This is a genomic window from Candidatus Limnocylindrales bacterium (genome assembly GCA_035571835.1).
Classification (GTDB): Bacteria; Desulfobacterota; Binatia; order UBA1149; family CAITLU01; genus DATNBU01.
The window spans coordinates 38,650-65,020 of sequence record DATNBU010000029.1 but is presented as its reverse complement, the minus strand read 5'-3'; the positions used below and the strand labels follow the sequence as shown (position 1 = coordinate 65,020).

Genomic DNA, 26,371 nt, shown 5'->3' with positions numbered 1-26,371 from the left:
GACAAATTTGTACGACCGGCGACGTGGCCTCAAGCTCGTCGGCGCATGACGCCTCTAGTCTGGGGGAAGACCTCGCACGGATACTGCGGGAAACGCCGTCTGCTGTCCGTCTGGCGTCGACGCGTCCACCACATTGATCGAAAAGTCGCCGGCGACGGGAGAATGCTCGCCGACGATGAAGTCGCAGGTCATCAGCCTGCCGGGCCCCGTGTACCCGGCTCCGAACGCGAACGCGGCCGAGAGCCGACGTTCGCAATCGATACAGGTCGCGTCGTCGATGGGCGGAATCTGGTTGGTCGCGAACAATGCGTTTACGCCGGTACCGAGCGAACACTTCACGCTGCCCGCGTGGAACTCATCGAACCTGCCCACGGCGCCGGAAAACACGATGTCGAACTGAAGCGCGCCGAGCTGGACGGCGTCGTCCAGCCAGATCTGCACGGGAGCCACGTCGCCCGCACTGCATTCTGATCCCTCGCACGGCAGCGTCGTGGTGGTCGTGACGGTCGTCGTGGTCGTGCTCGGCCACCCGTTGCACGCGACGTGTACGTCCGCGGATACGGCGTTGATATCGGCGAAAGCTGGGCCAGTGAGATGGATCGAACCCGGCAGGCTGGTGAGCGTCGAACCGTCGCCCTCGAAAAGGCATTCAAACAGATCGGCAGGGGTATGCAGGGAAAGATCGTCGAGTGACTGGCCCATGGCGAAGCTGAGGTAAAGCTCGCGGTGCTCCCCTTGAGCGCAGACGTCGTCGCAACCATTGATCGCAGCGGTTCGGGTAGCGCCTTGAGCCAGGCCTCGGCATCGCGCACTGCCGCGCTCGCCGAAATTTCCCGTGACGCCTGAGTAGTCGAAGTTTATGTCGGCGAGATCCACGTCCGCTTCCGCCGGGTAGGAGATCGTGACGACGCACCGGTCGGATGTGATCGGCGTGTCCAGCTCGACCGACGGAGCGTTCCCGGATCCGCCGCCTCCGTCGCCGCAGCCGGAAAGCGGCAGCAACGCGCAGAAGACGAGGACTGGAACCGAGGAGCGGAGTCTGGCGGCGATGGTCGGCGCGGAAATCATCACACCTTGTATTTCGCGCCGGGCCGGCGCTGCAAGGGCCATTCTGCTGGATCGAAAGTCCTAGGAAAGCTTTGCGGTTGTGACGGTCATCTCGATGACTCGGCCGAAGAAATCTCTTGCCCTGAGGTGTCGGCCCCGGTTCTCGCGTCTCGAGCCGGTCCGTGGGCCTGGTTGTCCATGATCTTCCTCTTCCGGCCGGGCGGCGGTAACGGCTCCGTCAGCGGCAGGATCCAGTCCGCGTGGTGCAGGCTGCGCTCTACCTTGGCGAGGTCCGCCGCGGGATCGATGAGCCGCTGCCGCTTGCGTCCGTTGAGCGACACGAGAACGTCCGCGTGCACCTCGACATCGGCAATTCCCTTGCGGCGACTCTTCTCCGCCAGCTCGTGAGCGTACTGCAGGATCATGTCGGGATGCTTGGGCACCATGCTCGCCTGCCACGGATCGAGGTGCGACGACGGGTTCACGGTCCATTTCTTACCCGTCGCGCGATCAACAACGTGAAAGACAGCGTTGCCTTCCTTGTCGCGAAGCTTCATGTGCCAGGAAAACCGGTGACCTTCTTCCGTCCAGTTCACGTTGCCCGGATACAGGAAATGCCGCAGCGGCATCAGCACCTGTATGCCGAGATAGACCGCGAGAAGAGCTGCAACCAGAACCTGCTTTCGCGGCGGCGTGAACACGTCGCCTTCGCTCGCGCGTCCGTCAATCGGGAATCGCAGGAAATTCAGGATGCGCCGCGAGACCTCCGGCGGAAAGAAGACCAGCGACGCCGCCAGCATCAGCCACGGGAAAATCCCGATGCGGAACAGCCAGGCGTTCATCAGATGAAACGACATGGCGGCGAGGAACGCCGGCACGCGCGTGCGTCTCCAGAGCAGAGAGGGAACCAGCAGCAGGTCGAGCAGCAGGCCACCGATCACGAAGAAGTAAACGAACCATTCTTCGTGGACGTACGGACCGATCAGGAAATAGTCCGAGCGCTCGGCCAACCACATCCGGATCGGTTCGCCACGTATCCAGTCGCCGTTGAGCTTGGCGATGCCGCCGAATAAGTAAGGCAGGCCGATCTGGGCTCGAATCACCCACAGCGCCCACGCCGGCGCGAAGTCGGATCGCCGTACACGCCCTAGCCACGCGTCGACCGAGCAGCTTCGCTCGGCCGGCACGAAGATCAGCAGGAAACTGAGAAGGCAGACCAGATAGAAGTGGTTGAGGTAGTGCGCCTCGTCGAGAAGGAACACGTACGTGAATCCTGCGAAGAAGACGGCAGCGGCGATGCGGTACAGGAACCCCGCCGCAATGCATGCGGCCGCGATTCCGAGCGCGACGAAGTGCCACTGCATCCCGTGCCCCGGCCAGGGCGTTACCCACTCGAACCCGTAGTACCTGAGATGGAAATCGGCAGGCGAGTAGTACCGTTCGATCCAGCCGTGCTGGAAGTAGCGAACCACCTCCCAGAGCATTACGCTGCCGAAGACGATGCGCAGGAAGACGAGCGGCGCGATATCGACCGGAGTGAACAGCCTCTCGCGCGCTGAGCGAATGTCGCGGATCATCCTGAAATGAAGCAATGGCGGGACATGGGCACTGCAGCAACGCCCCCATGCCGCCGGACCGCCTCAGGAGGCGGATCGCACCCACGGGAAGCCCCCTGCATTCCTCGCAGCGCCCGTCGAACTGGATCCGGGACCGAGGGGATATCGGGGGAGACCGCGAATGACGCGACCGTCCAGTGAGGGCGCGCAGATCTCCTCAATGAGCTCCGTGCGCGGTCATCGAAAGTTGATGTCGGAGCAACGAAAGTGAAATCACGCTCGAGCCGATCTCGAAGATCAGCGCACCAATCGTATACGCGCTGAGGTCGCCGCCGAGCGCCACGCCAAGCAGACGCGCAGATGCCAGCCCCGGCAGGATGAACGCAACAGCCGCGAGTCCGGCGAGCAGGAAGCGCGAATCACGCGCCGCAGCGATCAGCAGAACTCCGAACGCGGCCTGCAGGCCGCCGTACATGGCGCGCAATTCGACGACGCCGGTCGCGGTCGTTGCCGATACGCCGGCGGCGTCCGCAAGATACCCGGGGACTGCAAAACAGTAGAGACCATACGGTAGGAACACGATGCCGAGGATCATCAGGAACGTATTCATCGTGTTGCGGGAATCCATATCGGCTCCTCTAAGATGCGGATCCGGACAAAGTTCACTGTCAACGGACGGAAAGACTATTCGACGGTCACCGTCGCGCGCTCGAGCATCACGGCATATTTGTAGTTGAAGCCGAAATCCTTGTTCAGGACGAGCGTGCCGCGCACCAGCACGGTGTCGCCCACGGTCGCGTTCATGTCGCTGGTGACGGTCAGGTCGTTGTCTCCCGCGGCGCTGCGGCTTCCGTCTCGCACGTGCAGCCAGTTGCGGCCCATCACGCCGCCGTTGAACTTGACGACCTTGCCGCGCACCGTGACTTCCTTGCCTTCGAGACTTGCGCTCTGGTCGTAGATCTCGGCCACGCTCATTCCGCCGGGCGCCTTTGCGACGCCGCTGATCTCTGCATCATCGGCAGCCTTGCTCGCGAGCGCGCCGTGCGGCGAGCCGCCGGCCGCGCTGCCCACGATCTGATCGACGAGCAGAAGGGAATCGAACGTTCGGTCGAGTGTCTTGCTCGTGAACTTCTCCATTTTCATTCCGCCTTTCCACTCGACGACGTCACCGACCTTTAGCGGCGTCTGCGGGCCGGCGATCCATTGCTGGCCGGCAGGGGTTTCGACGCGGGCATACGTGTAGTTGCTCGCGTTCATCGTCTCGAGAACCTTGCCGGTCATGGTTGCGGCGGACGCAGGCTGACCGGTCACCGCCTTTTCGGCCGGTTCCGACGCGCGAAGCGGAGCCGGGCCGGCCGATGCAGGGCGCGCGGCCGCGCCGAGTACGACGAGCATGAACAAGGCGGCAAGGGCACGGTGGATGGTGTGGGCGGCGGATGCTGTCTTCAACGGAATCTCCTCGAGGACGATTGGGCGAGCGGGCCCATCATACCTTCCGTCGGCGGAGAATCGCGAATCCGAAGCTTGTGCCGGCTACCAACTGTAGCGTACGGAATAGCTGACCTTCGCCTCGCCATCGGCGGGGATATCGAGCACGAAGTCGATCGTATCCGCATCGCGCTTCACGAAGTCATGGCTGCTGGCCGTGATCTTCCAGCTGCTCCAGCGCGACAGGTATTCGCGCGCCACAACGGTTGCGGCGGTCTTTTTCCGGTTGCGTACGCTGACCTCGAACGATTCGTCGATGTAGTGGCCTTTGTCGTTGTACGTGAAGCTCGTCTGCTTGCGCTCGCCGACGATGTCGAACGCGTTACCGAGCTTGATGCGCACGCTCTCGTTGCGAGGCGTGTGCTTGACGATGTCTTCGCCGATGAACTCGAGCGTTCCGTCTGCGGCCGCCTGGTTCACGCGAATACGTCCGGCAGGCAGCGGCATTCCCATCCGGTTGGATTCGCTGTTTTCAAACTCGAGGTACGCACCGGTGGTGCCCTGGGTCGTCGCCGCGTAGCCCTGATCGTAGATCGGCTGGTTCCAGTAATGGTATGGCGCCGGCGCGGCGCTGAAGACGAGCTGCTTCGTGCACCGGACGCCGGTCGCGGCGGGGAAGAGCTCGAGCTGCTTGGTGGAATTGTCGGGCAGGTCGCTGCGCCGCCCGAGCGTATAGAGGTGATACTCGAACAGCTCGGAGCTCTCGAAGCCTGCGGCTGCACTCGCCATCGCGTCCTCGGCTCGCATGCGTACCTGGGACAACATCGGTGCGGCAGCCGGCGCGCGGTGCACCTCGCCGGCCACCAGCTTGAGCTGAGTCTGCGCAAAGCTCGCGCCGGATTGATTGACGATGCTCACCCACGCCGCCAGGTCCATATCGCAGGTATCGCCCGACTCGCGGAGCGTCACATTGTAGTCGGACCACCACGTCATTCCCTGCGTCTGATAGCTGACGCGCGCGTCGTGCACGCCGCCGCGCTTCGCGTCGAGTTGCCAGGCAAGAGTAGGCTTGGTGATCAGTCCGCCAGGCAGGCTCGGGAAGCGCACGTTCGAGTAGCTCGACAGCGTCACGATCTCGCCCGAATCTTTTTCGAGAATCAGGCCTCCGCTTGCCGAGAGGAGCTTTCCGGTCACGGTGTCGACCTGCTCGCCGCGCGGCTGGTCGACGGTGATGCCGGCGCCGATGTAGCGCTCGAGAAGCTTCTGCTGACTGACCAGGTCGAACTGGTAGTTCTGCTCGAGCACGCGTGTGCCTTCGGGGTCCGTCAGCGAAGAGAAGCTCACCGTCGTCGGATCGATTCTCTTCGCGACATCGCTGAAGCGCAGGTCTCCGATGCCTTTCTGCAGCGTCATCTGCCGGCGATCACGAACCAGAGCGTAGCCGGGGATGGCCATGCCGTAGCCGGGAAGCGCCTCGACGCCGATCTGGCCTGGCTGGGCGGAGCTGTAGATGGTCAGCGAGAAGTCGGGCTGCTCGGCGGCGGCGAGCCGGACGAGACCAAGGATGAAGAAGGCGACGGGCAGGGTGCGGCGCATGGAATTCCTCCGTATCGGTATTTCGATCGTGGAAACGCCGCCGCCCGCCGATCCGGGTTAAAAATGCTAAAGAAAAAAAATGGGGACAGGTACATTTTTCCAGTCGGTGGGAAAATGGGCCGGCCGCCGGATCTGGTGATGACACACCGGGTGCCGTCATGATCGCCTCTCCGGCGCGCCGCGGACGATCATTTGCGGCTCACCCCGACACGGGTGCGGCGAACAATCGCCGTTGCACCAGCACCGCTCCGGCGTACGCTGCGGATACAGCCGACCGTACGGAGCTCCATCATGATCGAGACAAAATCGCTTCGCGTATCGTTGTCTGACCGAATCAGCGCTGTGCGATTCGCGGCCGGACTTGGCGCCGCAACGTGCCTCGCTGCGCTCTTCGTTGCCGCTGCGATTCCCGCGACCTCGGCACATGCCGACAAAGGCGACTGCAGCCAGCCTCTCAGCGCGGGCGGAGAGCCGGCGGCTTCCGACTGCCTGTTCATCCTCAAGGCTGCAGTCGGATCGCAATCGTGCGAAGTCGAGTGCATCTGCGCGCCCAAAGGCACGCTGCCCATCAGTGCGAGCGATGCGCTGATCTGCCTCAAGCATGCCGTCGGCCAGCCGGTCGCGCTGAATTGTCCGTGCGACGAGCCGACGACCACCACCACTACGACAACCACCACGACGACGACCCTCGGATCCGGCGTTGTCGGCGCGATCGCGTTTCAGGGCCGCATGAACGCGGAACAGAAACTCGGCCTGCCGGCCGCGACCGCCGCGTGCGAAGACAACTTCCCGGGCAGCCATTTCTGCGTGCTGAGCGAGTTGCTCGCATCCGAGGGCGCCAAGCTCCAGGGCCTCAAGGACATCAACGGCACGACGGTGACGTCGTTCTGGGCGATCGATTCGAGCCAGGGCGTGACACGCCAGTGCGGTCAGAGCCTGAGCGAGGGCGCGCCGCTGTGGACCTACAACACCGGTCACCTCGGCGTAGGCGGCGACTTCATCCCTCTGAACAACGGCACCGGAGCGCTCGGAACGCTGGTCGTCGGCGGCGGCTCGACGCGAAACTGCGCCGACAGCAAGTGGGTTGGCTGCTGCAAGTAGGAACGCAGTCGAACGCGGACTAACGAAGGCGCCGGATCACCGCTTCGTGCTTCGCCGCATGATCGAGAAACATCGCGGGGTGCACGCAGGCCGCCATGATCTCGAGCGACTCGACCAGCCTCGGCCCGGGCCGGTTGAAGAACGCATTGCCATCGGTCGCATAGATCCTGCACGACGCCGCGACCCGCTCGCAGATCGTGCGCTCGATCGTCTCCATCTCGCTCAGGCAGCGCTCGAGACCGAACCCGCAAGGCTTGATCACGACGACGTCCGGACGCAGACCCGCCAGGTCTTCGGGCGCAATGGTCGGTGCGGGCGCACCGGCCGTTACCCCGACGGCATCGCCGCCGGCAAGCTCGATGATCTCGGGCATCCAGGTGCCGCCGAGCATCACCGGCTCGATCCATTCGATCGATACCACGCGCGGGCGTGACGTAGCCGCGCGCGCCCTCGAGGCGATGTCTGCTACCCTTTGATCGAGCGATGCGCGCAGCGCTCGACCCTGGCTTTCCCGGCCGATGGCCCGTGCTACGGACTCGATCTCCTCGAACACGTCCGCAAGCCGCGTCGGGCGAAGGCTTACGATCTTGACCGGCCGTTCTCCCGCGATGCGGCCGACGGCTCGACGCACGTCGTCGATGGAGACCGCGCAGACCTCGCAGAGATCCTGCGTGATGATCACATCCGGAGCGGCGGCAGCCAGCGCAGCTTCATCGATCGCATAAATGCTCAGCGCATCGCGGATCACGCTTCGCACCGCTCGATCGATGGCGCTGCTCGACTGGCTGCTGTCGATGCGCGCACTGGTCAGCACCGGTCGGCCGACAATTGCGGCCGGAAAGTCACATTCGTGGGAAACGCCGACGAGCTCGGCGCCGGATCCGAGCGCGCAGACGATCTCCGTTGCCGACGGAAGCAGCGAAACGATTCGCACCGGCGACATTCAGCGCCAGGCCATGCGTACCGGCATGTGGCTCATCATGGCTGCGTGATCCTCGGGGCGTTTCGTAACGCGCACGGGGTCCTTATTCCAATTTCGCGCGCTTTCGTCCGCGTCGCATCCCGCGAGCCGAAGCACGAAGGTCGACGGTCCTACAGCGACTTCAGATACTCCACGAGGTCTCGTTTATCGGTTTCGCTGAGGTCAAGACCAAGCTGGCCGTCGTAGTGCTCGACGACGTCTCGAAGCGTTGCCGCGCTGCCGTCGTGGAAGTAGGGCGGGTGCTGCCAGATGCCGGCGAGAGGTGTCGTGCGGTACTTTCCGGTCGTCCCGCGCGACGCCAGCAACGGGTCGGTGCCGACTTCGTCCGGAGCATGAAGGCGGCGATCCGCGTCGGTAAATGACGCCCCGCTGTGGCAACTGGAACACCGGGCATCGCCGCGAAACAACTCTTCTCCCCGCGCCGCCGCCTCGGCGTCGAAACTTCCTTCCGGTGGTGCAGGCGCGGCGAGGCTCAACTGATAGGTGCGCAGAGCATCAAGCCTCGGTGTGACCAGATCGGGATCGGCCTTGATGTCGATGCCGAGACGAGGATCGGAGAACGATCCCTGCGCGCCCATCTGCGTGACGGCGACATAAGCGTTCCAGTAGGAAATCACGCCTTCGCCGGTAAACGTTTCGAGCGGCACGTCTCGAAGGCCGAATGCCGGCGGGATGACCGCCGGATCGCTGAGGCCATCCAGATTGTAATACGCATCGTATTTCCCGGGCCCCCAGGAACGCAGCACTGTCCTCACGTCGGCCGAGTCCATGGCCGGCGACAACGACAGGATCAGTCCCGGGTCGAGATCACGGTTCGGGTATCCGTCGAGACGCCGCCCGATGCCGGGCGCAACCGAATCGTCGACGGTCGAATGGCAAAGGGCACAGGTCACGCCGACCTTCGTAAGCACTTTCCCGCCCGGCCCGTTCTCGACCGTGCCCTCGAGGCCGACGATGGCTCCAAGCTCGAGCAGTGCCACTGTAGTCGCAGGATCCTTCAGGTCGACCGCGGCTAGAATGCCGTCGGGCAGCGCGTCGGCATCCACCTTGATTCCGACCGACAACGCAGTGACGGGGTCGATCGATGACGCGATCACCTCGTGCATGCGCAACGTATCCGTCCAGAGTTTTTCATCGCCGAAGGTTTCATGCCGGAAAATCTCGCGGCCGGCGGCGACTTCCGCAGTATTGTCGCCGCCTCGCGAATCGCCGTCGCCGCAGCCAAAAGCGATCAATGACGTCGCGAGCGCGGCAAGACCCGACACCACAGTACCGGCCAGCGGCCGCATCATCGCAGCTCGCGCCTCGAGGCAGCAACCGTAGGGTCGTACACGCTCGCGAGCCGGGCGAGGCACAACGCTGCGAGCAGCAAGCCGAAGTCGCGCAGCGCGACGTCGTAGAATCCAGGATAGGTCAGAAGATTGAAGATGATCCCGCCGAGCCACGCCGCCACGAGATACCCGCCGTAGCGAGGCTTCAGAGCGACGACGATGCCCGCAACGATCTCGACGATGCCGACCACGCTCATCGCTGCGGTCGCTCCTCCGGGAACCAGACCGGCGATCCATGGAGCCAGATACTGCGGCCAGCTGACGAGGACGTTGAAGAACTTGTCGAGACCGAAAACGATGGGCGCGACCGTGAAGCCGACCCGAAGCAGCAGGTAACCCTGCCAGGCTGGATCGCTCCAGCTGCGCTCGTACGAGCTGGTCAGTGCGTCGCGGACAGGCAGGGCATTGGCTGTGGTAGACATGAGAAGTCTTCTCCTTGTTGTTTTGAGTGCGGAGTTTCCTGAGGTCCTGATGCTTGCTTAGCGACGTCTGCGACGAGGTTCTTACCTGCAGGTAAGAAATGATCGGCTCCCGACGCTAAAGGACATGCACGGGCTGGCTTCGAGCTCACTGGCGTGGTCCACGCATGCGCGACGCGCGGCGCGCAGAATTGACCCATGGCCAGGGTCAGATAGCGTCGTGCTTCCCGTCGTGCCGAGCATTCCTGCAAATTCTGATGAGGCTCGTCGTGCCGTCACCGAAGCCGGCATCGATGTCGAGTCGACGGCATGGCTGCGGCGCCTGCGCGCGCAGGCGCCCGAGCGCGACGACGCGATCCGCGAGTTGCGCGACCTCCTGCTTCGCGCCGCGCGTTTCGAGGTGAACCGCCGTCGAGCCTCGCTCCCTCATCTTCGCGGCGAGGACTACGACGACCTCGCCGAGCAGAGCGCCAACGACGCTCTGCTGGCCGTCCTCGGCAAACTCGACGGGTATCGCGGCGACAGCCGCTTTACGACGTGGGCCTACAAGTTCGCGCTTCTGGAAGCTGCCGTGAAGCTTCGCCGCCGTGCATGGCAGGGCCGTGAGATTCCTGCCGACGACGACCACTGGGCACTCATTGCCGACTCGAGCGCGACCCCGGATCAGCAGGCGCGAAGCACCGAGCTGATGCGCGCGGTCAGCGCCGCGATCGCCGGGGAGCTAACGTCGCACCAGCGAAGAGTCCTCGTCGCGCTGACCCTGCAGGATGTTCCGATCGACGTGCTGGCTGACCGCCTTCAGACGTCCCGCGGCGCCATTTACAAGACCCTTCACGATGCGCGAAGGAAACTCCGCAAGGCTCTGCTGCAAAAAGGGCTGCTGGTTGCGGCCGGCGACGTTGCGGCCGGCGACGTTGCGGCCGGCGAAGGAGAGCTGCGATGAGCTTCGAGACACCATCTCGCCGCGAACGCGAGCTTCTCGCGCGTCTTCTCGGTTCGGACAAGCCCGAGGTGACGTGCGAAGAGTGCTTCGAGCATCTCGATCGCTACGTCGATCTGCAGCTTGCCGGAACCGACGCCGATGCAGCGCTGCCTGGCTTTCGCGCGCATCTGGAGAACTGCCCGGCGTGTCATGAGGACTATGAGAGTCTGCGTTCCCTGCTCGGCGCGTGAAACAGGGCAGCGGGCTCTGCGGCAGTCATCCTTCGCCACGGCGTTCCCGCTTGATCCTCCCGCCGGTTTTGGGACTGTCGTTGCGTGACCGTAGTCAGAAAGACGCGGTTACCGGAGGATTTCCCAGATGCTTCAATCTCTTCGCCATTGCACCATTGCATTCACCATCGTCCTGGCTGCGGCCGCCGCCGCGCCGACGCGCGCCGCTTTCGCCGAATCCGGCCCCGGACTTCGCGAAGATGCGTCCGCCGCGCTCGCCGCCCTCTACAAGCAGACACCGTCTGCGAAAGTGCTTGGTGAGCACGCCAAGGCGATTCTCGTCTTCCCGAACATCGTCAAGGCCGGCTTCATCGTCGGCGGGCAGTATGGCGAGGGCGTTCTTTACAGGGGCGGGAAGCCGTCGGGATACTACAGCTCGGTTGCCGCATCGTACGGGCTGCAGGCTGGCGCGCAGTCTTTCGGATACGCGCTCTTCCTGATGACGGACAATGCGGTCAAGTACCTCAACAAGAGCGAAGGCTGGGAGATCGGCGTCGGCCCGAGCATCGTGATCGTCGACGAGGGAGTCGCAAAGAATATTTCGAGCACGACGCTGCAGAAAGACGTCTACGGCATCATCTTCGACCAGAAAGGGCTGATGGCAGGCGTCGGCATCCAGGGCACGAAGGTCACAAGGATTTCGAAGTAGCTCCGCCTGCCGCTGCGGCCGCAGATGCAGTCCCCGGCTTCGAGGCAGCCTGCGAAGCCGGGGACGCGACCTTCACCGGCCCGGCAGTCACCCACGCCTCGTGCTGGAGCAGGATGCGGCGCACTTCCTCGATCGTCTCCGGCACGGCCTGCGTCGAATGGGTCGAGCGCACGATTTTTTCCGACTCGACGCCTTCGATGTGAGCGCTCGTATACTTGACCACGCCGTCGTCACCCGTCTCGATCGGACCGGTGCCTTGCACTGCGACGATCGAGTTCGACGCAATCCCGGGCGCAACAGGGATCTCGGCCAGTGTTTTGATGAACCCGTTGCCCGGCGCCATGTTGTCGACGGCGTTCACCCGCTGCAGCGACGTGACGTCGACGCGGTCCAGATTGAGCGTCACAAGGCTGGCGGTGATCTTCGTGACGCGCGCCGGCAAGCTCACCAGACGCGTGATGATCGAGCGCACCCATCCGCTGGCGGCTAGGTAGCTGCCGCGATGCGGGGTGCAGATGAAGACCACGCGCCGAACGAACGGCAGCGGCTTGATGAATCCGACCGAACGCAGCAGCTCGCGGTTCTCGTCGCTCAGCTTTACGTCTTCGAAGCGTTTGGAAGAGACGTTCTTCCAGAAACGGTCGCCGCTATCGACGGCGGTCATTTTCGTGAGCAAGCCGCCCTGGCTGTGGCCGATCACGACCATGTCGCGAAGCTTGTCGTCTGTTCCGGCCGGATCGAGCGACTGGACTGCCTGGGTCAGTGCCTGACGCAGCAGGTAGGATGAGTAGATGATCGGGCTTCCGGAGTTGTAGGTGAAAAGCCACGGCTCGTAGACCTCGTTCAGTCGAGGATCGTTGTCGAGCACGTTGATCATCTCGGCCCAGCGCGCGGGGCTCGACGCGGTGCCGTGCACGTACACGACAGGAATGCGTCCGCGAACGTGCGGTCGCAGCGCGGCCAGCAGGCCCTTGTCCTGATGCTGCACGACGGTTCCGATGAACGCGAGGATCTCCTGTTTGATTACGGGCTGTTCGGCCACCATCGACGCCAGTACGGCGCTCGGCTCCTTCTCGAGCGGCACGTCGCGATCGCCGATCTGCACGTGTTCCTCGTTCGGATCGGTGTGCAGCTCGAGCCGGGCATGGATCGTCCCGCTTCGGATCTGCTTGCGTACGTTCTCGATGCGCACGAGCGCGGTGACGGGAATCTTCAATTTCGGAGCAAGGAAGTCGTCGCCATGATCGGCGTGAAGCGCGGCGGCACTGGCGGCGAGCGGCGCACCGACGCCAGGCGTCCGAAAGCGATTGTTGAGCCCGCGCACCTCGAGCTCGGCCACGGGCACGAAGTCGCGCAGCTTGCGCCCGTTCCAGTCGAGGCACTCCGGATCGAACGCCACGACCAGGTGGCCTATCGGCAGATTGACGTCCGCCGCCTGGACGATCACTCCGATTTTCCGGCTGGGCTCTAGTCCCTGCGTAAGGCCAAGATTGTAGATGTCGCTGGCAAGCCGGAAGCGCGGGTCGAACGGCTGCGGCGACGTGCCGCCGAACAGATACGACCATGCGTAGATCGCCGCCATCATCGCGTAGTTGCGGTCGTGCGTGCGGTCCGCGTGGAGGAACGACAGCTCCGCCAGCGCGAACCACGTGTCGTTGTCGTCGGTTTCGAGAACGATCCGGTGAAGCTCGGCGAGCGCGTGCGCTGGCGTCTTCTTGAAGTCTGCGAAAAGCCCGTAACGATGCAGGACGTTGACGGTGTCGATGCTCGGCTTGTTCTCGGTCAGCGCGTTCGCGGTGACAGAGCGGTGTACGGCCTCCGGATCCATGCGCCGGACGCCGACCGGGCTGATCGAGCAGCCCGACAGCATCGCAGTACTGAGAAACGTCGCCGACAGGAAAACAGAGAACAGCTTCGAACGCATGGCCACCTCGCAATTGTCGTCTAGCGGGATTGTAGCGACAACGCGATGTCGAACGCGAGATTCTGATCAACGATCCGGCGGCGTGCTTCAGGCCCCGGCTGCCGGAAGCGCAATCCCTCCGTCCCGCAGCGCCCGGTGGATTGCCAGCGCGATCTCGCTGGTCAGCAGGCCAGTCGTTTCGTACGGTTCATCTGTCCAGACGTGCAGCACGAGGTGCAGCGCACGAGCTTCGAATCGCACGAGAAGCGCGGAAGGCGGCGGCGACCGCAGGATCCTGTTGTCGGCGCGCGCGACGCCGAGCAGCAGGTCGATCACGGACCCGGGAGCGCTGTCGGTTGTCACCTGCAGCGGGATTTCGAGGCGCTGAAGGCCGTCCGACAGCGTCCAGTTGGTGATCGTATTGGACACCAGGTTGTCGTTGGGAAGGACCGCCTCGGTACCGTTCCAGTTGCGCACGACGCTCGCGCGCATTCCGATCGAAAGCACCCGTCCGAACACCTGCTTGTCATGGATCTGCACGGTGTCGCCGACGTGGACGCGGCGCTCGAGCAGCAGCGTCAGGCCGGCTGCGAAATTCTTGACGACGTCCTGAAGGCCAAGCCCGATTCCCACGCCGAAACCACCGAGCAGAATGGTAAGCTGGCTGAGCTGTACTCCGGCGGCAGCGAGCGCGATGACGAAGCCGAGCGAATAGATTGCGTATCCGGCCATCGTCGACAGCGCATTCGGGATCCCCCGGGGGAGATTCGCGCGCGGAAAGACTTCGTCCTCGAGCAGTTCGTGGACAATGCGGCTCAGCAGCATCGCGATCAACAGAGTTGCCGCGAAGGCCAGGATCCCGCCGATGGTCAGCGACAGTGCGCCGACGGACACCCCCGACGACAGGACGCGTGTGATCGCATTGGAAACGAGGACTCGAAGCCCGAGCGCGCTGAGGGCCAGGTGCAGCCAGAGCGCGACCCCGAGGAACCGGATGGCGAACGCCGTCCAGTGCTGAACCAGGTCCTGGTTTCGATCGACGAAGCGGCTGCGGCGCAGTGCCGGCGAGGCCAGCGCGCACGCCGCCAGCGCTTCGAGCGAAAGAGTTACCGCGTAGATGTAGATGCCGATGATCGTGGTTACGAGCGTGCCGCGGCCGAGCAGCTCCGCCAGCGATGACCAGCCGCCGATCTCTGCCACCGCAGCGAATGCGACGGCGAACATTCCGGCGTCGAGCAAGCGCGTGACAGCAGGCCTTCCGCCCGATGCGGCGACATGGCGGCGGTAGCCCGCCCCGAGAACCAGGGCCATTGCGAGCTCCAGAAGGAACGTTGCAAGGGACAGCGCCGGGAGTGCAGTTACCGCGGCGATCACGCGATCGAGAACCAGAACGGCGCAAAGCCCGCCGTACAACGGCAGATTCGAGCTCTGACTGACGACGTTCAGGATGCGCGCGACCGGGAACAGCGCGATCAGGGTGATCACCTGCATCACGCGCTGGGGGGCCGTCGAAAGGATCACCGGCGCGGCCGCCAGGGCGAGCAGCAGCGCCATCGCGTATGGCCGTTCGAGAAGACGTATGGTCCCCGGCGAAACCTCCGACAGGCGTCCTCGCTGAACCGCGTGCTCGGGAAGCCTGCGAAACAGGAACATCAGCACCGCAGCGAGCAGAGTCAGCAGTCCGAACGGCCGCACATCGAGCGCGAGGTACTCCTGCGTGCTGCGGCGGAACTCGGCGAGCTGCCCGGGCATCTGGCGGAACTCGTCCGAAAGCGACGCGCCGAGTCCGCGCTGCCACAGCGGCGGATGGTCCGGAACGAAAAGGCTCGTTCCCTCGGCCACGCTCGCGGCTTCCACTTGAGCGTTTGCATCGCTGATCGCAGCGCTGTCGTCGACGAGCCGGTCGGCAAGCGCGAGAATGCGAATGCGCCAGGACTTCAACTTCTCGGAGTTGCGCTTGAGCAGATCGAGGGAGCTCGCGACCCGTCGTACCACGGCCTCACCGGCCTGGGCTGTTTCCGGACGCTCGCGGGTGGCCGACCAGCGGCGCGCGGCCTGGTCCAGCTCGGCAAGCTCGTCGGACACGCGACGGGCTTCGGCGTCGATCTGTTTTCTCCAGGCCGGAAACGACGCGGACGTCTGCTGCAGGCTGCGGCGCGCGTCCTGGATGGCGATCAGCGAGTTACGTCCTTCCACGACGTGATGGGCCTGGTCGAGACTTGCGCGTATCTCGGGATCGAGTGCGGACAGCTCGGCTTCGATCTTCTCGATCGCCGCGACCGTCGATGGATCGATGACCTGCGTTACGAGGCGTCGTGCCAGCGAGTCTGCGCGCTCGGCGATGTTTTCCGGACGGATCCAATCCTCTGCGGCTGCCGGTGCAGGTGATGCGGAGCCGGCTGCGGACGCGCTCGCGGCCGTTGCCGAAGGCGTCGCGACGCTCGCGCTGCTTGCCGGGGGAATCTCCTGACCGAAGGCTGCGACCGGAACAGCGACCAGCAGCCAGAGAGCCGATGCGGCGGCACGGATCATGGCGTCACTGGCGGGCGCGGAAGCCCCGCGCGGATCCGCTGTGAGAAATCCGCGGCCTTGTCGGCGGCATGCGCAACGTCGTTGATGCGGGAACGCCGCCGGAGCTCTTCGAAGGGCAGGGACGAATCGAGCCGTCCGATATCGTAGACGTACGACGGCACGTGGCCGCTGGCGAGGATTTTCCAGTTGAGCGGGGTCGCATTGGGATTGACCTGCGTGTGCATCCAGATGCTCGTCGTGCAGTTGGTCGTCAGCGTGTTGTAGAACTTCGGGTGGTCGCGCAGCTCGTTGATCTCGCGGACATAGTCGAGGAACAGCCGCCGGACGTTCTCGCGCGGGGTGCTGGTCCGATACAGGTAGACGTCTTCCGGAGGATCCTTGCGGTAGTTGGTCCGAAGCCGGATCGAGTCGCGCTCGTCGGCCACGACGTAGTAGAGCTCATAGCGGCGGAAGAATCCTGCCAGCGTGGAGTACGATTCCCCGACTTCCTTGCGTGTTTCGATCGAGACCGCCAGGTAATCTTCGCCGCCGAACCCGAAGCTGAGCATGATGTGGGCAATGTCGTCGCCCATCCAGTACACTGCAACGATGTCGACCTCGTCGAGCTTGCCGAGGTCGTAGGTGTGGTCGTACCACGCCGGCGTGTAGTCCGTTTCCGTGCGGTAGTCGAAGTTGCGTACATTGTGAAAGACCACGCGATCACCGTCGATTTCGGCCCACGGCAGGACCGACACATCCGTCTGCCACTGGCGATCGTTCGACGCGTGGATGCTGCTCCACCACAGGCCGGTTGCGATCAGGCAGGCTGCCAGAACATAGAGTGCGGGCCTCAGCCGCCGGATGAACAGTCCGAGGGTTGCTGCGATTCCGACCAGCGCGACGACGAGCGCGCACGCATCTGCCACGGCGGGCATGGATGGGCCCGCGTACACAAACACGCCGACAGCCCACAGAACGAGCGGAAGAAGCAGGATCACTGCGATGCAGCGAACCAGGACAGAGAACAGGCGCATGCCGTATGCTGACACCTGCCTGCAGCGAAACAAGGCGAGCGACCGAACCGCTCACACGTTTTCAACAAGGAGCCAGCCAATCGTGACGCAGACTACCGTTTCCGGCGTTGCTGGAAGTCTCGGACTGGCCGCGATGCTCGTCATTGCTTCAGGCTGCTCCACGCTGCTCGCGGTAAGCGGTCAGCAGAAGCTCGCCGCAGAGACCGCGGTATTGAGCGGCACCGTCTCGGCCGACCACAAGCCTTCGGGCCCGCTGATCATCGGTCTGATCGCCCATGGCAATGACGGCGACTTCCTGCTCGACCATTTCGTCACGGAGAAGCCCGGACCGTGGATCTTCGCCGTCGGCGCCGGCACCTATCGCGTCGCCGCCTTCGAGGACGCCAACCATGACGGCAGGTACGACGACGAGCCTGCGCTTCGCATGGATCAGCAACCGGCCATCGAGCTGGCGGCAGGTCAGCGGGTCGGCGGCGTCAATCTGGTGATCCCCAAAGCCGGCCGTTTCGTCCGCGAGCAGTTCTCCCTTGCCGAGCTCGCGCCGCGCAGCCCCGAAGATCAGAAACGCATCAGCCTGTTCGCAAGAAGCGTCGCGGGCCGCGTTGCGGCTCTGGCTGATCCGCGCTTCGACCCGGCCGTCGGCCAGGAAGGAATGTGGAAGTACTACGACTTCATCCTTCACGCCGAGCCCGGGATCTACTTTCTCGAGCCGTACGATCCTCGCAGGATTCCCGTTCTGTTCGTTCATGGCGTCGGCGGGACGCCGCGCGACTTCACGCATCTGATCGACAGTCTCGATCGCCGCAAGTACCAGGCGTGGGTCTACTACTATCCGTCGGGTGCGAAGCTGGAGACCAGTGCGAGCCTGCTCGCGCAGCTTTTCGTGCGTGTGCGCGAGCAGTACCGGTTCGACAAAGCCGCGATCGTTGCCCACAGCATGGGCGGCCTCATCAGCCGTGAGTTCGTGCTTCAGGACTACGAGAACAATGCGACGCGCGCCGTGCGTACCTGGGTGACGATCTCATCACCATTCGGCGGCATGGCGTCCGCCGGCAAAGGCGTGGAACGTTCCCCGGTGGTGCTGGAATGCTGGAGGGGCCTTGCGCCCGGGAGTGCCTATCTCGACGGCCTGTTCTACCGCGACCCTGCGACGAAGAAGGAAAGGCGACGCCTTCCCGAGCACGTTGCCTGGCACATGCTGTTCGGTTTCGGCGCCAGCACATCGAGTGACGGCGTCGTGACGATTGCGAGTCAGCTCAGGCCGGAGGCGCAGGAGGAGGCGAGGTCGCTGCGCGGCTTCGGAGAGAACCATGCGAGCATACTCGACAGCGATTCCGTAGCGGCCCGGCTCGGCGAGGTCCTGGACGAGATGCGCTGACTCTTCATTGCCCGCCGCATCGCCTTCTCGAGAATTTCATTGATCAGCGACCGTCAACGACCAATCGCTTTGATGGTATGTTCGTGTCGCGCCTTGTCGCCACAAATCGCCCGTGGCAGGAACCGATGCAGTTACCGCAACACGAGTGAAACGACCACGCCGGGAGAGCACGCATGAGCATCGGGACCATCGCAGAAATCTGGCGCTATCCGGTAAAATCGATGGCCGGCGAGCGCATCGAAAGCGCGGAGCTTGGTGCGCTCGGCGTGCCGGGAGATCGCGGCTGGGCGGTTCGCGACGAGGTGCGAGGCGGCATCCGCGGCGCCAAGAAAATCGCGCCGCTGATGCTGTGCAAGGCGCGATATCTCGATGCGCAGCTGTCTGCGCCCGAGATCACGCTGCCGGACGGCACGACGATCCGCGCAGACGCCGCCGGTGCTGCCGCTGCAGTAAGCGCGGCAGTTGGAACCAGCGTGACGCTGTGGCCGCGCAGGCCGATCGAAGACCTCGAACACTATCGACGCGGCGCGCCCGATCATGAAGACATGGAGGTCGAGCTGCGCTCCGTGTTCGGTCGCGAAGCCGGCGAGCCGCTGCCGGACCTCAGCGTCTTTCCTCCCGAGCTTTTCGAATACGAATCGCCGCCGGGGACCTACTTCGATGCGTTTCCGCTTCTGCTGTTGACCGATGCCTCGCTGCGCCGGCTGCAGGAGCTCGCCCCGTCGTCGAGCGTGGACGTGCGGCGCTTCCGGCCGAACCTGCTGATCCATACGAACGGCAGCGATGGTGAGTTCCCCGAGATGGCGTGGCAGGGCCGGCGCATCGCGATCGGCAGCGCCGTGCTGGAGGTGACGGTGGCATGTCCTCGCTGCGTGATGATCACGCATCCGGTCGACGAATTGCCGCGCGACTCGGGGTTGCTGAGGACAGTCGTACAGAAGGCCGCACAGAACGTGGGCGTCTACGCGCGCGTCGAGACTCCCGGCACCGTAAGCCGCGGCGATGAGGCGCGCCTGGTTTAAATTCGCTCCGGAAGTCCGGCGCTCACAGCGTCGTGCGAAGCCCGATCATGTAGATCTGTCCGCCGATCGTATAGCGCCCGGGAAAGATCACGGCTTCCGATGCAGAGACTTCGCGGTCGCCGGTCGGCGAGTGGCCGACGGTGCAGTCGACCGTCCATCCGCTGATCTCCCACGAAAACCCTGCGCTGATCTTCCATTCGTTCGAATCGATCAGCAGCGGCGAGACCCACGTGTCGGGCACGATCGAGTCGGCATGGCCGACGCCGCCGCGCAATGTGAGCGTATCGGTTGCGCGGTAGGCGGCGCCGGCCCCGATCCTCCACTCGTCGCTGGCCGCTCGAATGAAGTTGACGTTCGCCTGCGGCGTATCCTCGAAGCGGAACGTCGAATGCGAGAAGCGGCTCGCGTCGGTCCAGCGGCCGTAAAGACCTGCCGACAGTCTTTCGGTCACATCGGCGTTGATGCCGAGGAAGACCTGGGCCGGCAGCTCGAGGTCGAGATCGACGTCCTGTTTGTTGCCGTCCGGCAGCGCATCGTCGCCGTCGGCCCACACCATTCCCGGCGTGCGATAGCTCGCACCGAGGGCAATGTTGTCCGTGACGCGGTAGCGCAGTCCGAAGATCGCCTGCACGCCGGGGCCGCGCACGGTGTAGGCGAACTGGTCGTTCTGAAAGTAGCGGAGCTTGGCCTGCCCGTAGATTCCCGCGAGCGCGACGCCGATGCTGAGCCGCTCGCCGGCAGGAACGGCAGCCATCAGCGCAACGTTGGAAATCGATTGTGTCGACAGGAAATCGTGCTCGACCCGCACCGATGGCTCGGCGTCCGAATCGAAAACCGAGCCGAGGCTGCCGTAGATCGCGAAGCCCCAGCGCACGCCGTAGTCCGCAGCGAACACCGAGCCGCCCTCGGGAGCGTACGCGACGAAATCCGACGTCGTGTTGTAGTTGCCCGTCGGAATCGTCGCGTCCACGCGCGAATGACCGACCGGGAGGCCGAACGCGGCCGACATCGATCCCGGCTCGAGGTTCATGATCCCCGCCGGGTTCGAGAACGCGGCGGCGGTCGGCGTCAGCGGAGTTGCGACCGTCGCACCGCTCATCGCGGTGTCAGGCACTCCAATGCTCGGGGCGATGATCTGGGATGCGTAAGCGAGAGGAGCGCCCCAACTGGTGAGACCGACGGCCAGCGCGGCGGCTGCGGCTGCGAAGGGAGAGAAGGGCGAGCGGAGCGCGCCCCGACTGCGGAATGTTTTCTGATGCATGTGGTCCCCCCGGTCCGCGCGCGGCAGCATCGTCTATTGTGGTCCGTGTCCGGAAGAAACGCCGTCGGAGGATCAAATGATGGAAGACGAGATTTCGATCGCCGAAGCTTCGCGTCACCTCAATCAGGACCCCCTTGGCTCAGACTTGGCGCGTCCCGCTCACACAGGGCGTTCGCCGTTTCGAAAAATGAAGGTGCGCCGCGACGCGAACGTCCGAGCGGGAATGAGAAGACACCGCCTTGCAGTGCTCGTCGCGGCCGGCTGCGGCCTGGTCGCAGCGTGCTATCCGATTCCTCGAGTCGCGCCGGTCGTGCCCGTCGGTGAGCCGGTCTCCAACTACGCTCCTGGTGAAACTCTTACGGCAACTCCCGGCACGGTCATGATCGATCGCACCGATGGTTCGCAGATCCTGCCCGGGTTCATCCTGAAACAACCGATCCGGGTTCTCGGCACCGACAAGCAGCCGACGGAAGAAGCCGGGCTATGGGCAGCGCGGTTCGAATACCGTGGAGATTGCCCGGACGGCCACTACATCCTGACCAATCCGTTCTTCTACGAGGAACGCATCGGCATCATCACGACCCGCGACGGCACCATCGTGTGCGATCCGCCGGTCATCCAGCTGGTCGGCGGGAACCGCGGGCGGACCTGGAGGCTCGAGGACGCGCTTCCCATCCAGCCGTTCTCGCCGGTTCCGTACATTGCAGGATTCTCGCAGGATGCCGTGCGCTGGCAGCTTTTGTACGGCGGCCGCACCGGCAACACGGTGACGCTCGAGTACCGCGAGTTCCGCAATGGAGCGTTCGACGACAACGCCGCGCCGGTCTACCAGCAGCAGCTCACGTACGACCTGCGTTCCACCAAGACCATCACGTTCCGCAAGACGCAGCTCGAGGTGCTGCGGGCGACCGATCGCGACATTGCGTTCCGCGTGCTGCACGAGGATGCCCGCGCGACGCGGATGCCGCCTCCGCCGCCGCGGCCGATTGCGAGGCCGGAGCACCGCGAAGACGAGCGCGGCGGCGAGGACCAGCCGCCGCCCACGTACTGAGCCAATATCCTCAGTGAAACCGGGGCTTGGGCGATCCTGTTCAAGCCCTTGGTGAGGTTCGGTTGTTTTCCGAACCCCGTTGTTCGCCTGCCGCGAGCCCGACTACAATCCGGCTTTCGGCAGGCGCGTGGGTACTCGCCGGCCATCGGAAGAAGGGGGAACTCAAGATGCACTTTCGTAGTCGCTCGCGGATCGCGGGCCTGCTGCTGGCCGTCGCCGTGCTGGCTCCGTCGGCCGCCGGCGCCCAGAACGCTGCCGTAACGGTCCAGGTCAATCCCGCGTCCGGCCGCCATCCGATCGATCCCCGGGTCTACGGCGTCGCCCACGCGACGGCCGCGCAGCTGACCGAGCTCAACTGTCCGCTCAACCGCAGCGGCGGCAACAACACGAGCCGCTACAACTGGCAGCTCAACGCCGACAACCGCGGGGCCGACTGGTATTTCGAGAGTCTCGCGTACTCGAGCGCGACGCCGGGTGAAGTCGGCGACACGTTCATCGCCGCCAGCCGCTCGGCCGCCGCCGAGCCGATGCTGACGATCCCGATCATCGAGTACGTCGCCACGCTCGGTGCCTCGCGCGCGCGCAGGTCGAGCTTCTCGATCGCGAAGTACGGTGCGCAGCAGGACAGCGACTGGCAATGGTTCCCCGACGCCGGCAACGGCGTGCGCACCGACGGCACCAACGTCACCGGCAACGATCCTCTCGACGCGAACACTCCCAACAGCACGACGCTGGAGCAGGGCTGGGTGCAGCACCTCGTCTCGACGTGGGGCAGCGCGCAGGCGAGCGGACTTCGCTACTACATCCTCGATAACGAGCCGAGCATCTGGCACTCGACCCATCGCGATGTGCATCCGGCCGGCGAGTCGATGGATGCACTGAGGAGCAAGACGGTCGCATACGCGACGATGATCAAGAACAACGACGCTGCCGCGAAGATCGTCGGTCCGGAAGAGTGGGGCTGGGGAGGATACTTCTACAGCGGCCTCGATCAGCTCTACGGCGCGACGCACAACTGGCAGCAGCCGTATCCCGACCGGTCGTCGCACGGGAACATGGACTACCTTCCGTGGTACCTCGACCAGATGCGGCAGGCGCAGGCGGCAGCCGGAAAGCGCCTGCTCGACGTCTTCAGCGTGCACTATTACCCGCAGAGCGGCGAGTTCGGCACCGATACCTCGACGACGATGCAGCTTCGCCGCAACCGCTCGACGCGCTCGCTGTGGGATCCGAGCTACACCGACGAATCGTGGATCGCCGACAAGGTCATGCTGATCCCGCGCATCAAGAACTGGGTCGCCGCGTATTACCCCGGAACCGAGACCGCGATCACCGAGTACAACTGGGGCGCCGAAGGCCACATGAACGGCGCGACCGCGCAGGCCGACATTCTCGGCATCTTCGGGCGCGAAGGCCTCGATGCGGCCGCACGCTGGACGACTCCGGCCGCGACCACGCCGGCGTTCAAGGCGATCAAGATGTATCGCAACTACGACGGCAGCCGCGGCAGCTTCGGCGACACCAGCGTGGCGGCGACGTCGAGCGCCAACGCCGACAATCTTTCGGTGTTCGCCGCCGAGCGTGCGAGCGACGGCGCGCTGACCGTCATGGTCGTCTCCAAGTATCTGTCCGGCTCGACGCCGGTCACGATCAGTCTGGCGAACTTCACCGCGCAGCCGACGGCGCAGTACTGGCGCCTCGCCGCGGGATCGATCAGCGGACCGGCGAGCGTCAGCCTGACATCGGGCGCGCTTTCGACGTCCGTGCCGGCGCAGAGCGTGACCTTGTTCGTGCTCGCGAAGTCCGGAACGGCGAACGCGGCGCCGGCGGCGGTCGCGTCGGCAACTCCGACGTCGGGAACCGCGCCGCTGACGGTGGCGCTGAGCGGCGCGGCTTCGAGCGACAGCGACGGCACGATCGCGTCGTATGCGTGGACCTTCGGCGACGGCCAGACCGGCAGCGGAGCGACTCCGTCGCACACGTACACCGCGGCGGGCAGCTACACGGCGACCCTCACGGTGACCGACAACCTCGGCGCCACGGGCTCCGCGGGCGTTGCGATCACGGTCAGCCCGGATCCGAGCGTGCTGGCGGCGCCGTCGGGCCTGACCGCGAGCGTCGCCGGCAGCGTCGTCACGCTCAAATGGAAGGACAACTCGACGAACGAGTCGGGCTTTTACGTCGAGCGCGCCGCATCCACCCGCGATCCGTACACACGCGTCGCGACCACGGCCGCGGGCGCGCAGACGTTCTCGCAGAGCGCGCCCAAGGGCGGTTATGTCTATCGCGTACAGGCATTCAGCACGGCGACAGGCAAAGTCTCCGCCTACTCCAACACCGCGTCGATCCGCGTGAAATAAAAAGGGGACAGGTACATTTAAAATTTCGCTGCAAAAACAGCTGGCCTGACGGTGGGTCGTCAACGATCGGTATCCGCGAACGCTGTCTTTGTCCGCGAGAACAGAGAAGCCGTGGGCATGGTCATGCAGCTCCGCACACTCGGCTTCAATGGGCGCTCCCTGCGGCGCCTGATTCTGCAGCGGAAAATTAAATGTACCTGTCCCTATTTCGTGCGCGAGTGTCGCCGGCTTGATAGGATCCGCCGATGCAGGACCGGCCAGTCGGGCTCGGAGGCTCGCTTCCGACGATCTTCTGGCTGAGCGTGCTCGGCCTGTACCTCGAGCTCCTGCTGATCCGCTGGATCGGCACCGAGGTGCGGATCTTCGCCTACCTCCAGAACACGGTTCTCGTCGTCTGCTTCCTCGGCCTCGGCGCCGGCCTTTTCTCCTCGCGTAAGGGCGCCAGCGTAACGCGGATGCTCGGCGCGCTGGCAATGCTCGTCCTGGCCCTGCTCATCCCGTGGACCCGCGAGGCGTTTGCCCACATCAGTGACTCGTTCTCGCTGGTGGCCGACGTCAACATCTGGAGCCCGATCGAGACCGAGCACAAGGCCCTGATCCCGTTGGTCGTCGGCGCCGCGCTCCTGCTGACGCTCGTGATGCTGGCGGTGCTGATCGAAGTCTTCGTCCCGATGGGCCGCTGGCTCGGTCGCGAGATGGACGAGGCCGGACGACCGCTCGTCGCGTACTCGGTCAACGTCGCCGGTAGCCTCGTCGGAACGCTGCTGTTCGTCGCGGTGTCGGTCGCGTCGCAGCCGCCGTGGGTCTGGTTCGTGATCCTCGCGGTGCTGATGCTTCCGCTGCTGCGGCATGTGCGGCTTGCCGACGTCGGCCTGCTTGCCGTCATCGCCATCGCTCCCGCCGTTGCGTCGCACTTCGATACCGCGGCCGAGACGCTGTGGTCGCCGTACCAGAAGCTCGTCCTCGAGGAGCCGCCTCCCGAGCACCGCGGGATGCAGACGTGGGAGATCCGCGTCAACAACGTCGGCTACCAGGGCATGTACAACCTGGCGCCCGATTATGTCGCCGCGCACCCGGAGCTGTTTCCGCCCGCGGACGCCGGGCTGTCGCAGTACGACATCCCGACGCTGCTGCATCCGAAGCCCGATCGCGTGCTGGTGGTCGGCGCCGGCTCGGGCAACGACGTGGCGGGTGCGCTTCGAGGCGGAGCGCGTTCGGTGACCGCCGTCGAGATCGATCCGGCAATCCTCGACTTCGGACGGCGGCTGCATCCGGAGAAGCCGTACGACGATCCGCGCGTTACCGTGGTCAACGACGACGCGCGTGCGTACTTCGCGACGACCGACGAACGCTTCGACGTGATCGTCTTCGGCCTGCTCGACTCGCACACGACCACATCGATGACCAACGCGCGGCTCGACCACTACGTCTACACGCAGGAGAGCATCGACCGCGTGCGCTCGCTGCTCGCGCCGGGCGGAATCGTGGTGCTGTCGTTCGAGGCGTTCAAGCCGTTCCTGCGCGACCGCATCGCGAATACGCTGACGCATACGTTCGGAGCCGCGCCCGAAGCATTCCGCATCCCGTACGGGCCGTACGGCTGGGGCGGCGTGCTGTTCGTTGCCGGCGATCGGGCATCCGTAGCGCATCAGCTCGCCGCCAATCCGCGCCTGTCGGCGGCAATTGCGAAGTGGAAGGCCGACGCTCCGCTCGGACTGACCGGAACGGTGCGTCCGGCGACCGACGACTGGCCGTATCTGTACCTTGCGGCGCCGACGCTTCCGCCGCTGCATCTGCTGCTTGCGGGGCTGGCCGCTCTGCTCGTCGTCTATCTCCGCGTCGCGTTCGGCATCGAGGAAGGTCTCAATCCGATGCGGTGGAGCAGGGCGGACGGGCATTTTGCGGCCATGGGCGCCGCGTTCCTGCTGCTCGAAGTGCAGAACATCAGCAAGGCGTCGGTGGTGCTCGGGAACACGTGGGACGTCAACGCCGTGATCATCTCGGCGGTGCTCGTCATGGTACTGCTCGCCAACGCGCTCGCGCCGCGCCTGCTGCGCATACCGACGGCTGCAATCTATGTCGTACTGCTCGCGACGATCGGCGGGCTCTGGTTCGTCGACCTTGCGGTGTTCGCGTTCCTTCCGTACCTCACCAAGGCCGTGCTGGTCGGCGTGCTGACGACGCTGCCGATGCTGTTCAGCGGGCTCATCTTCGCGCGCTCGTTCACCGCGGCCGACGGCAAAGACAAAGCGCTCGGCGCGAACCTGCTCGGCTCGCTCGCCGGCGCGCTGCTGCAGTCGGTCAGCTTCCTGATCGGCCTGCGAAGCCTGCTCGTGCTCGTCGGCGTCCTGTACGCCATCTCGTGGCGCCTGCTGCCGCAAAAAATGGGGACAGGTACAATTTCGTAACTGTGCGTCTTCGTTGTGATCGCGAATTTGCACGCCGGCTCGGAAATCGAGGACAGACACCGATTTCCCGAAATCGGTGTCTGTCCCCGATTTCGCCGCCTTGATTTGTCACGTGTTTTTTA

Annotated in this window: 21 protein-coding genes; 9 read left to right on the top strand and 12 right to left on the bottom strand. The window is 64.6% G+C overall.

Annotated features, from left to right (window positions below; all coding sequences use genetic code 11):
• Positions 1-54: 54 nt before the first annotated feature.
• The 5 genes from VN634_12695 to VN634_12675 all read right to left on the bottom strand — a co-directional run bounded on the left by VN634_12695 (position 55) and on the right by VN634_12675 (position 5,627).
• Positions 55-1,068 (bottom strand): hypothetical protein, encoded by a 1,014-nt coding sequence (locus tag VN634_12695; protein HXC51741.1) that lies wholly within the window; start codon positions 1,066-1,068, stop codon positions 55-57.
• An 86-nt stretch (positions 1,069-1,154) separates the two neighbouring features.
• Positions 1,155-2,624, bottom strand: coding sequence for an HTTM domain-containing protein (locus tag VN634_12690; protein ID HXC51740.1), 1,470 nt, complete (start codon positions 2,622-2,624; stop codon positions 1,155-1,157).
• Positions 2,625-2,820: 196 nt separating this feature from the next.
• On the bottom strand, positions 2,821-3,231 hold the full coding sequence (locus VN634_12685; protein ID HXC51739.1) for a DUF4345 family protein: 411 nt from the start codon (positions 3,229-3,231) through the stop codon (positions 2,821-2,823).
• A gap of 56 nt (positions 3,232-3,287) precedes the next feature.
• The gene (locus VN634_12680) at positions 3,288-4,052 is read right to left on the bottom strand and encodes a hypothetical protein (protein HXC51738.1); all 765 of its coding nucleotides are present in this window, start codon (positions 4,050-4,052) and stop codon (positions 3,288-3,290) included.
• Positions 4,053-4,136: 84 nt separating this feature from the next.
• Positions 4,137-5,627 carry a hypothetical protein gene (locus VN634_12675; protein ID HXC51737.1) on the bottom strand — a complete coding sequence of 497 codons (1,491 nt, stop codon included), beginning with the start codon at positions 5,625-5,627 and terminating at the stop codon, positions 4,137-4,139.
• 291 nt (positions 5,628-5,918) lie between these two features.
• Here VN634_12675 and VN634_12670 point away from each other — a divergent pair, with 291 nt between their 5' ends.
• Positions 5,919-6,728, top strand: coding sequence for a hypothetical protein (locus VN634_12670; GenBank protein HXC51736.1), 810 nt, complete (start codon positions 5,919-5,921; stop codon positions 6,726-6,728).
• A 19-nt stretch (positions 6,729-6,747) separates the two neighbouring features.
• On the opposite strand, the gene VN634_12665 is transcribed toward VN634_12670, so the two are convergent.
• The 3 genes from VN634_12665 to VN634_12655 form a co-directional block, all read right to left on the bottom strand.
• Complete coding sequence (locus VN634_12665) at positions 6,748-7,662, bottom strand: ABC transporter substrate-binding protein (protein ID HXC51735.1); 915 nt, start codon at positions 7,660-7,662, stop codon at positions 6,748-6,750.
• A gap of 158 nt (positions 7,663-7,820) precedes the next feature.
• Complete coding sequence (locus VN634_12660) at positions 7,821-9,002, bottom strand: hypothetical protein (protein ID HXC51734.1); 1,182 nt, start codon at positions 9,000-9,002, stop codon at positions 7,821-7,823.
• Positions 8,999-9,463 carry a hypothetical protein gene (locus tag VN634_12655; GenBank protein ID HXC51733.1) on the bottom strand — a complete coding sequence of 155 codons (465 nt, stop codon included), beginning with the start codon at positions 9,461-9,463 and terminating at the stop codon, positions 8,999-9,001. Before VN634_12655 ends, VN634_12660 begins: the two co-directional genes overlap by 4 nt.
• Positions 9,464-9,680: 217 nt before the next feature.
• Here VN634_12655 and VN634_12650 point away from each other — a divergent pair, with 217 nt between their 5' ends.
• From VN634_12650 to VN634_12640, 3 genes are all read left to right on the top strand, one after another.
• Positions 9,681-10,403, top strand: coding sequence for a sigma-70 family RNA polymerase sigma factor (locus VN634_12650; GenBank protein HXC51732.1), 723 nt, complete (start codon positions 9,681-9,683; stop codon positions 10,401-10,403).
• Positions 10,400-10,633 (top strand): hypothetical protein, encoded by a 234-nt coding sequence (locus VN634_12645; GenBank protein HXC51731.1) that lies wholly within the window; start codon positions 10,400-10,402, stop codon positions 10,631-10,633. The genes VN634_12650 and VN634_12645 overlap by 4 nt, the downstream gene beginning before the upstream one ends.
• A 127-nt stretch (positions 10,634-10,760) precedes the next feature.
• Positions 10,761-11,321 (top strand): lipid-binding SYLF domain-containing protein, encoded by a 561-nt coding sequence (locus VN634_12640; protein ID HXC51730.1) that lies wholly within the window; start codon positions 10,761-10,763, stop codon positions 11,319-11,321.
• Here VN634_12640 and VN634_12635 read toward each other — a convergent pair.
• From VN634_12635 to VN634_12625, 3 genes are all read right to left on the bottom strand, one after another.
• Complete coding sequence (locus VN634_12635) at positions 11,302-13,245, bottom strand: alpha/beta hydrolase (GenBank protein ID HXC51729.1); 1,944 nt, start codon at positions 13,243-13,245, stop codon at positions 11,302-11,304. The genes VN634_12640 and VN634_12635 overlap by 20 nt on opposite strands.
• 87 nt (positions 13,246-13,332) lie before the next feature.
• Positions 13,333-15,756, bottom strand: coding sequence for a mechanosensitive ion channel domain-containing protein (locus tag VN634_12630; GenBank protein ID HXC51728.1), 2,424 nt, complete (start codon positions 15,754-15,756; stop codon positions 13,333-13,335).
• Positions 15,753-16,769 carry a DUF4105 domain-containing protein gene (locus VN634_12625; protein HXC51727.1) on the bottom strand — a complete coding sequence of 339 codons (1,017 nt, stop codon included), beginning with the start codon at positions 16,767-16,769 and terminating at the stop codon, positions 15,753-15,755. Before VN634_12625 ends, VN634_12630 begins: the two co-directional genes overlap by 4 nt.
• A gap of 82 nt (positions 16,770-16,851) precedes the next feature.
• On the opposite strand from VN634_12625, the gene VN634_12620 reads away from it, so the two are divergent.
• Together VN634_12620 and VN634_12615 are read left to right on the top strand one after the other, a co-directional pair.
• Positions 16,852-18,147 carry an alpha/beta fold hydrolase gene (locus VN634_12620; GenBank protein ID HXC51726.1) on the top strand — a complete coding sequence of 432 codons (1,296 nt, stop codon included), beginning with the start codon at positions 16,852-16,854 and terminating at the stop codon, positions 18,145-18,147.
• Positions 18,148-18,320: 173 nt separating this feature from the next.
• Positions 18,321-19,169: an MOSC domain-containing protein gene (locus VN634_12615; GenBank protein ID HXC51725.1), complete on the top strand. Its 849-nt coding sequence runs from the start codon at positions 18,321-18,323 to the stop codon at positions 19,167-19,169.
• A 22-nt stretch (positions 19,170-19,191) separates the two neighbouring features.
• Here the strand turns inward: VN634_12615 and VN634_12610 are convergent, their stop codons facing one another.
• On the bottom strand, positions 19,192-20,283 hold the full coding sequence (locus tag VN634_12610; GenBank protein ID HXC51724.1) for an outer membrane protein transport protein: 1,092 nt from the start codon (positions 20,281-20,283) through the stop codon (positions 19,192-19,194).
• Positions 20,284-20,653: 370 nt separating this feature from the next.
• Between VN634_12610 and VN634_12605 the strand changes: the two genes are divergently transcribed.
• The 3 genes from VN634_12605 (at position 20,654) to VN634_12595 (ending at position 26,249) form a co-directional block, all read left to right on the top strand.
• Positions 20,654-21,481, top strand: a complete 828-nt coding sequence (locus tag VN634_12605; GenBank protein ID HXC51723.1) for a hypothetical protein — start codon at positions 20,654-20,656, stop codon at positions 21,479-21,481.
• A gap of 167 nt (positions 21,482-21,648) precedes the next feature.
• Positions 21,649-23,841: a glycoside hydrolase family 44 protein gene (locus VN634_12600; GenBank protein ID HXC51722.1), complete on the top strand. Its 2,193-nt coding sequence runs from the start codon at positions 21,649-21,651 to the stop codon at positions 23,839-23,841.
• Positions 23,842-24,086: 245 nt separating this feature from the next.
• Positions 24,087-26,249, top strand: a complete 2,163-nt coding sequence (locus VN634_12595) for a methyltransferase domain-containing protein (protein ID HXC51721.1) — start codon at positions 24,087-24,089, stop codon at positions 26,247-26,249.
• The last annotated feature ends 122 nt before the right edge of the window (positions 26,250-26,371 follow it).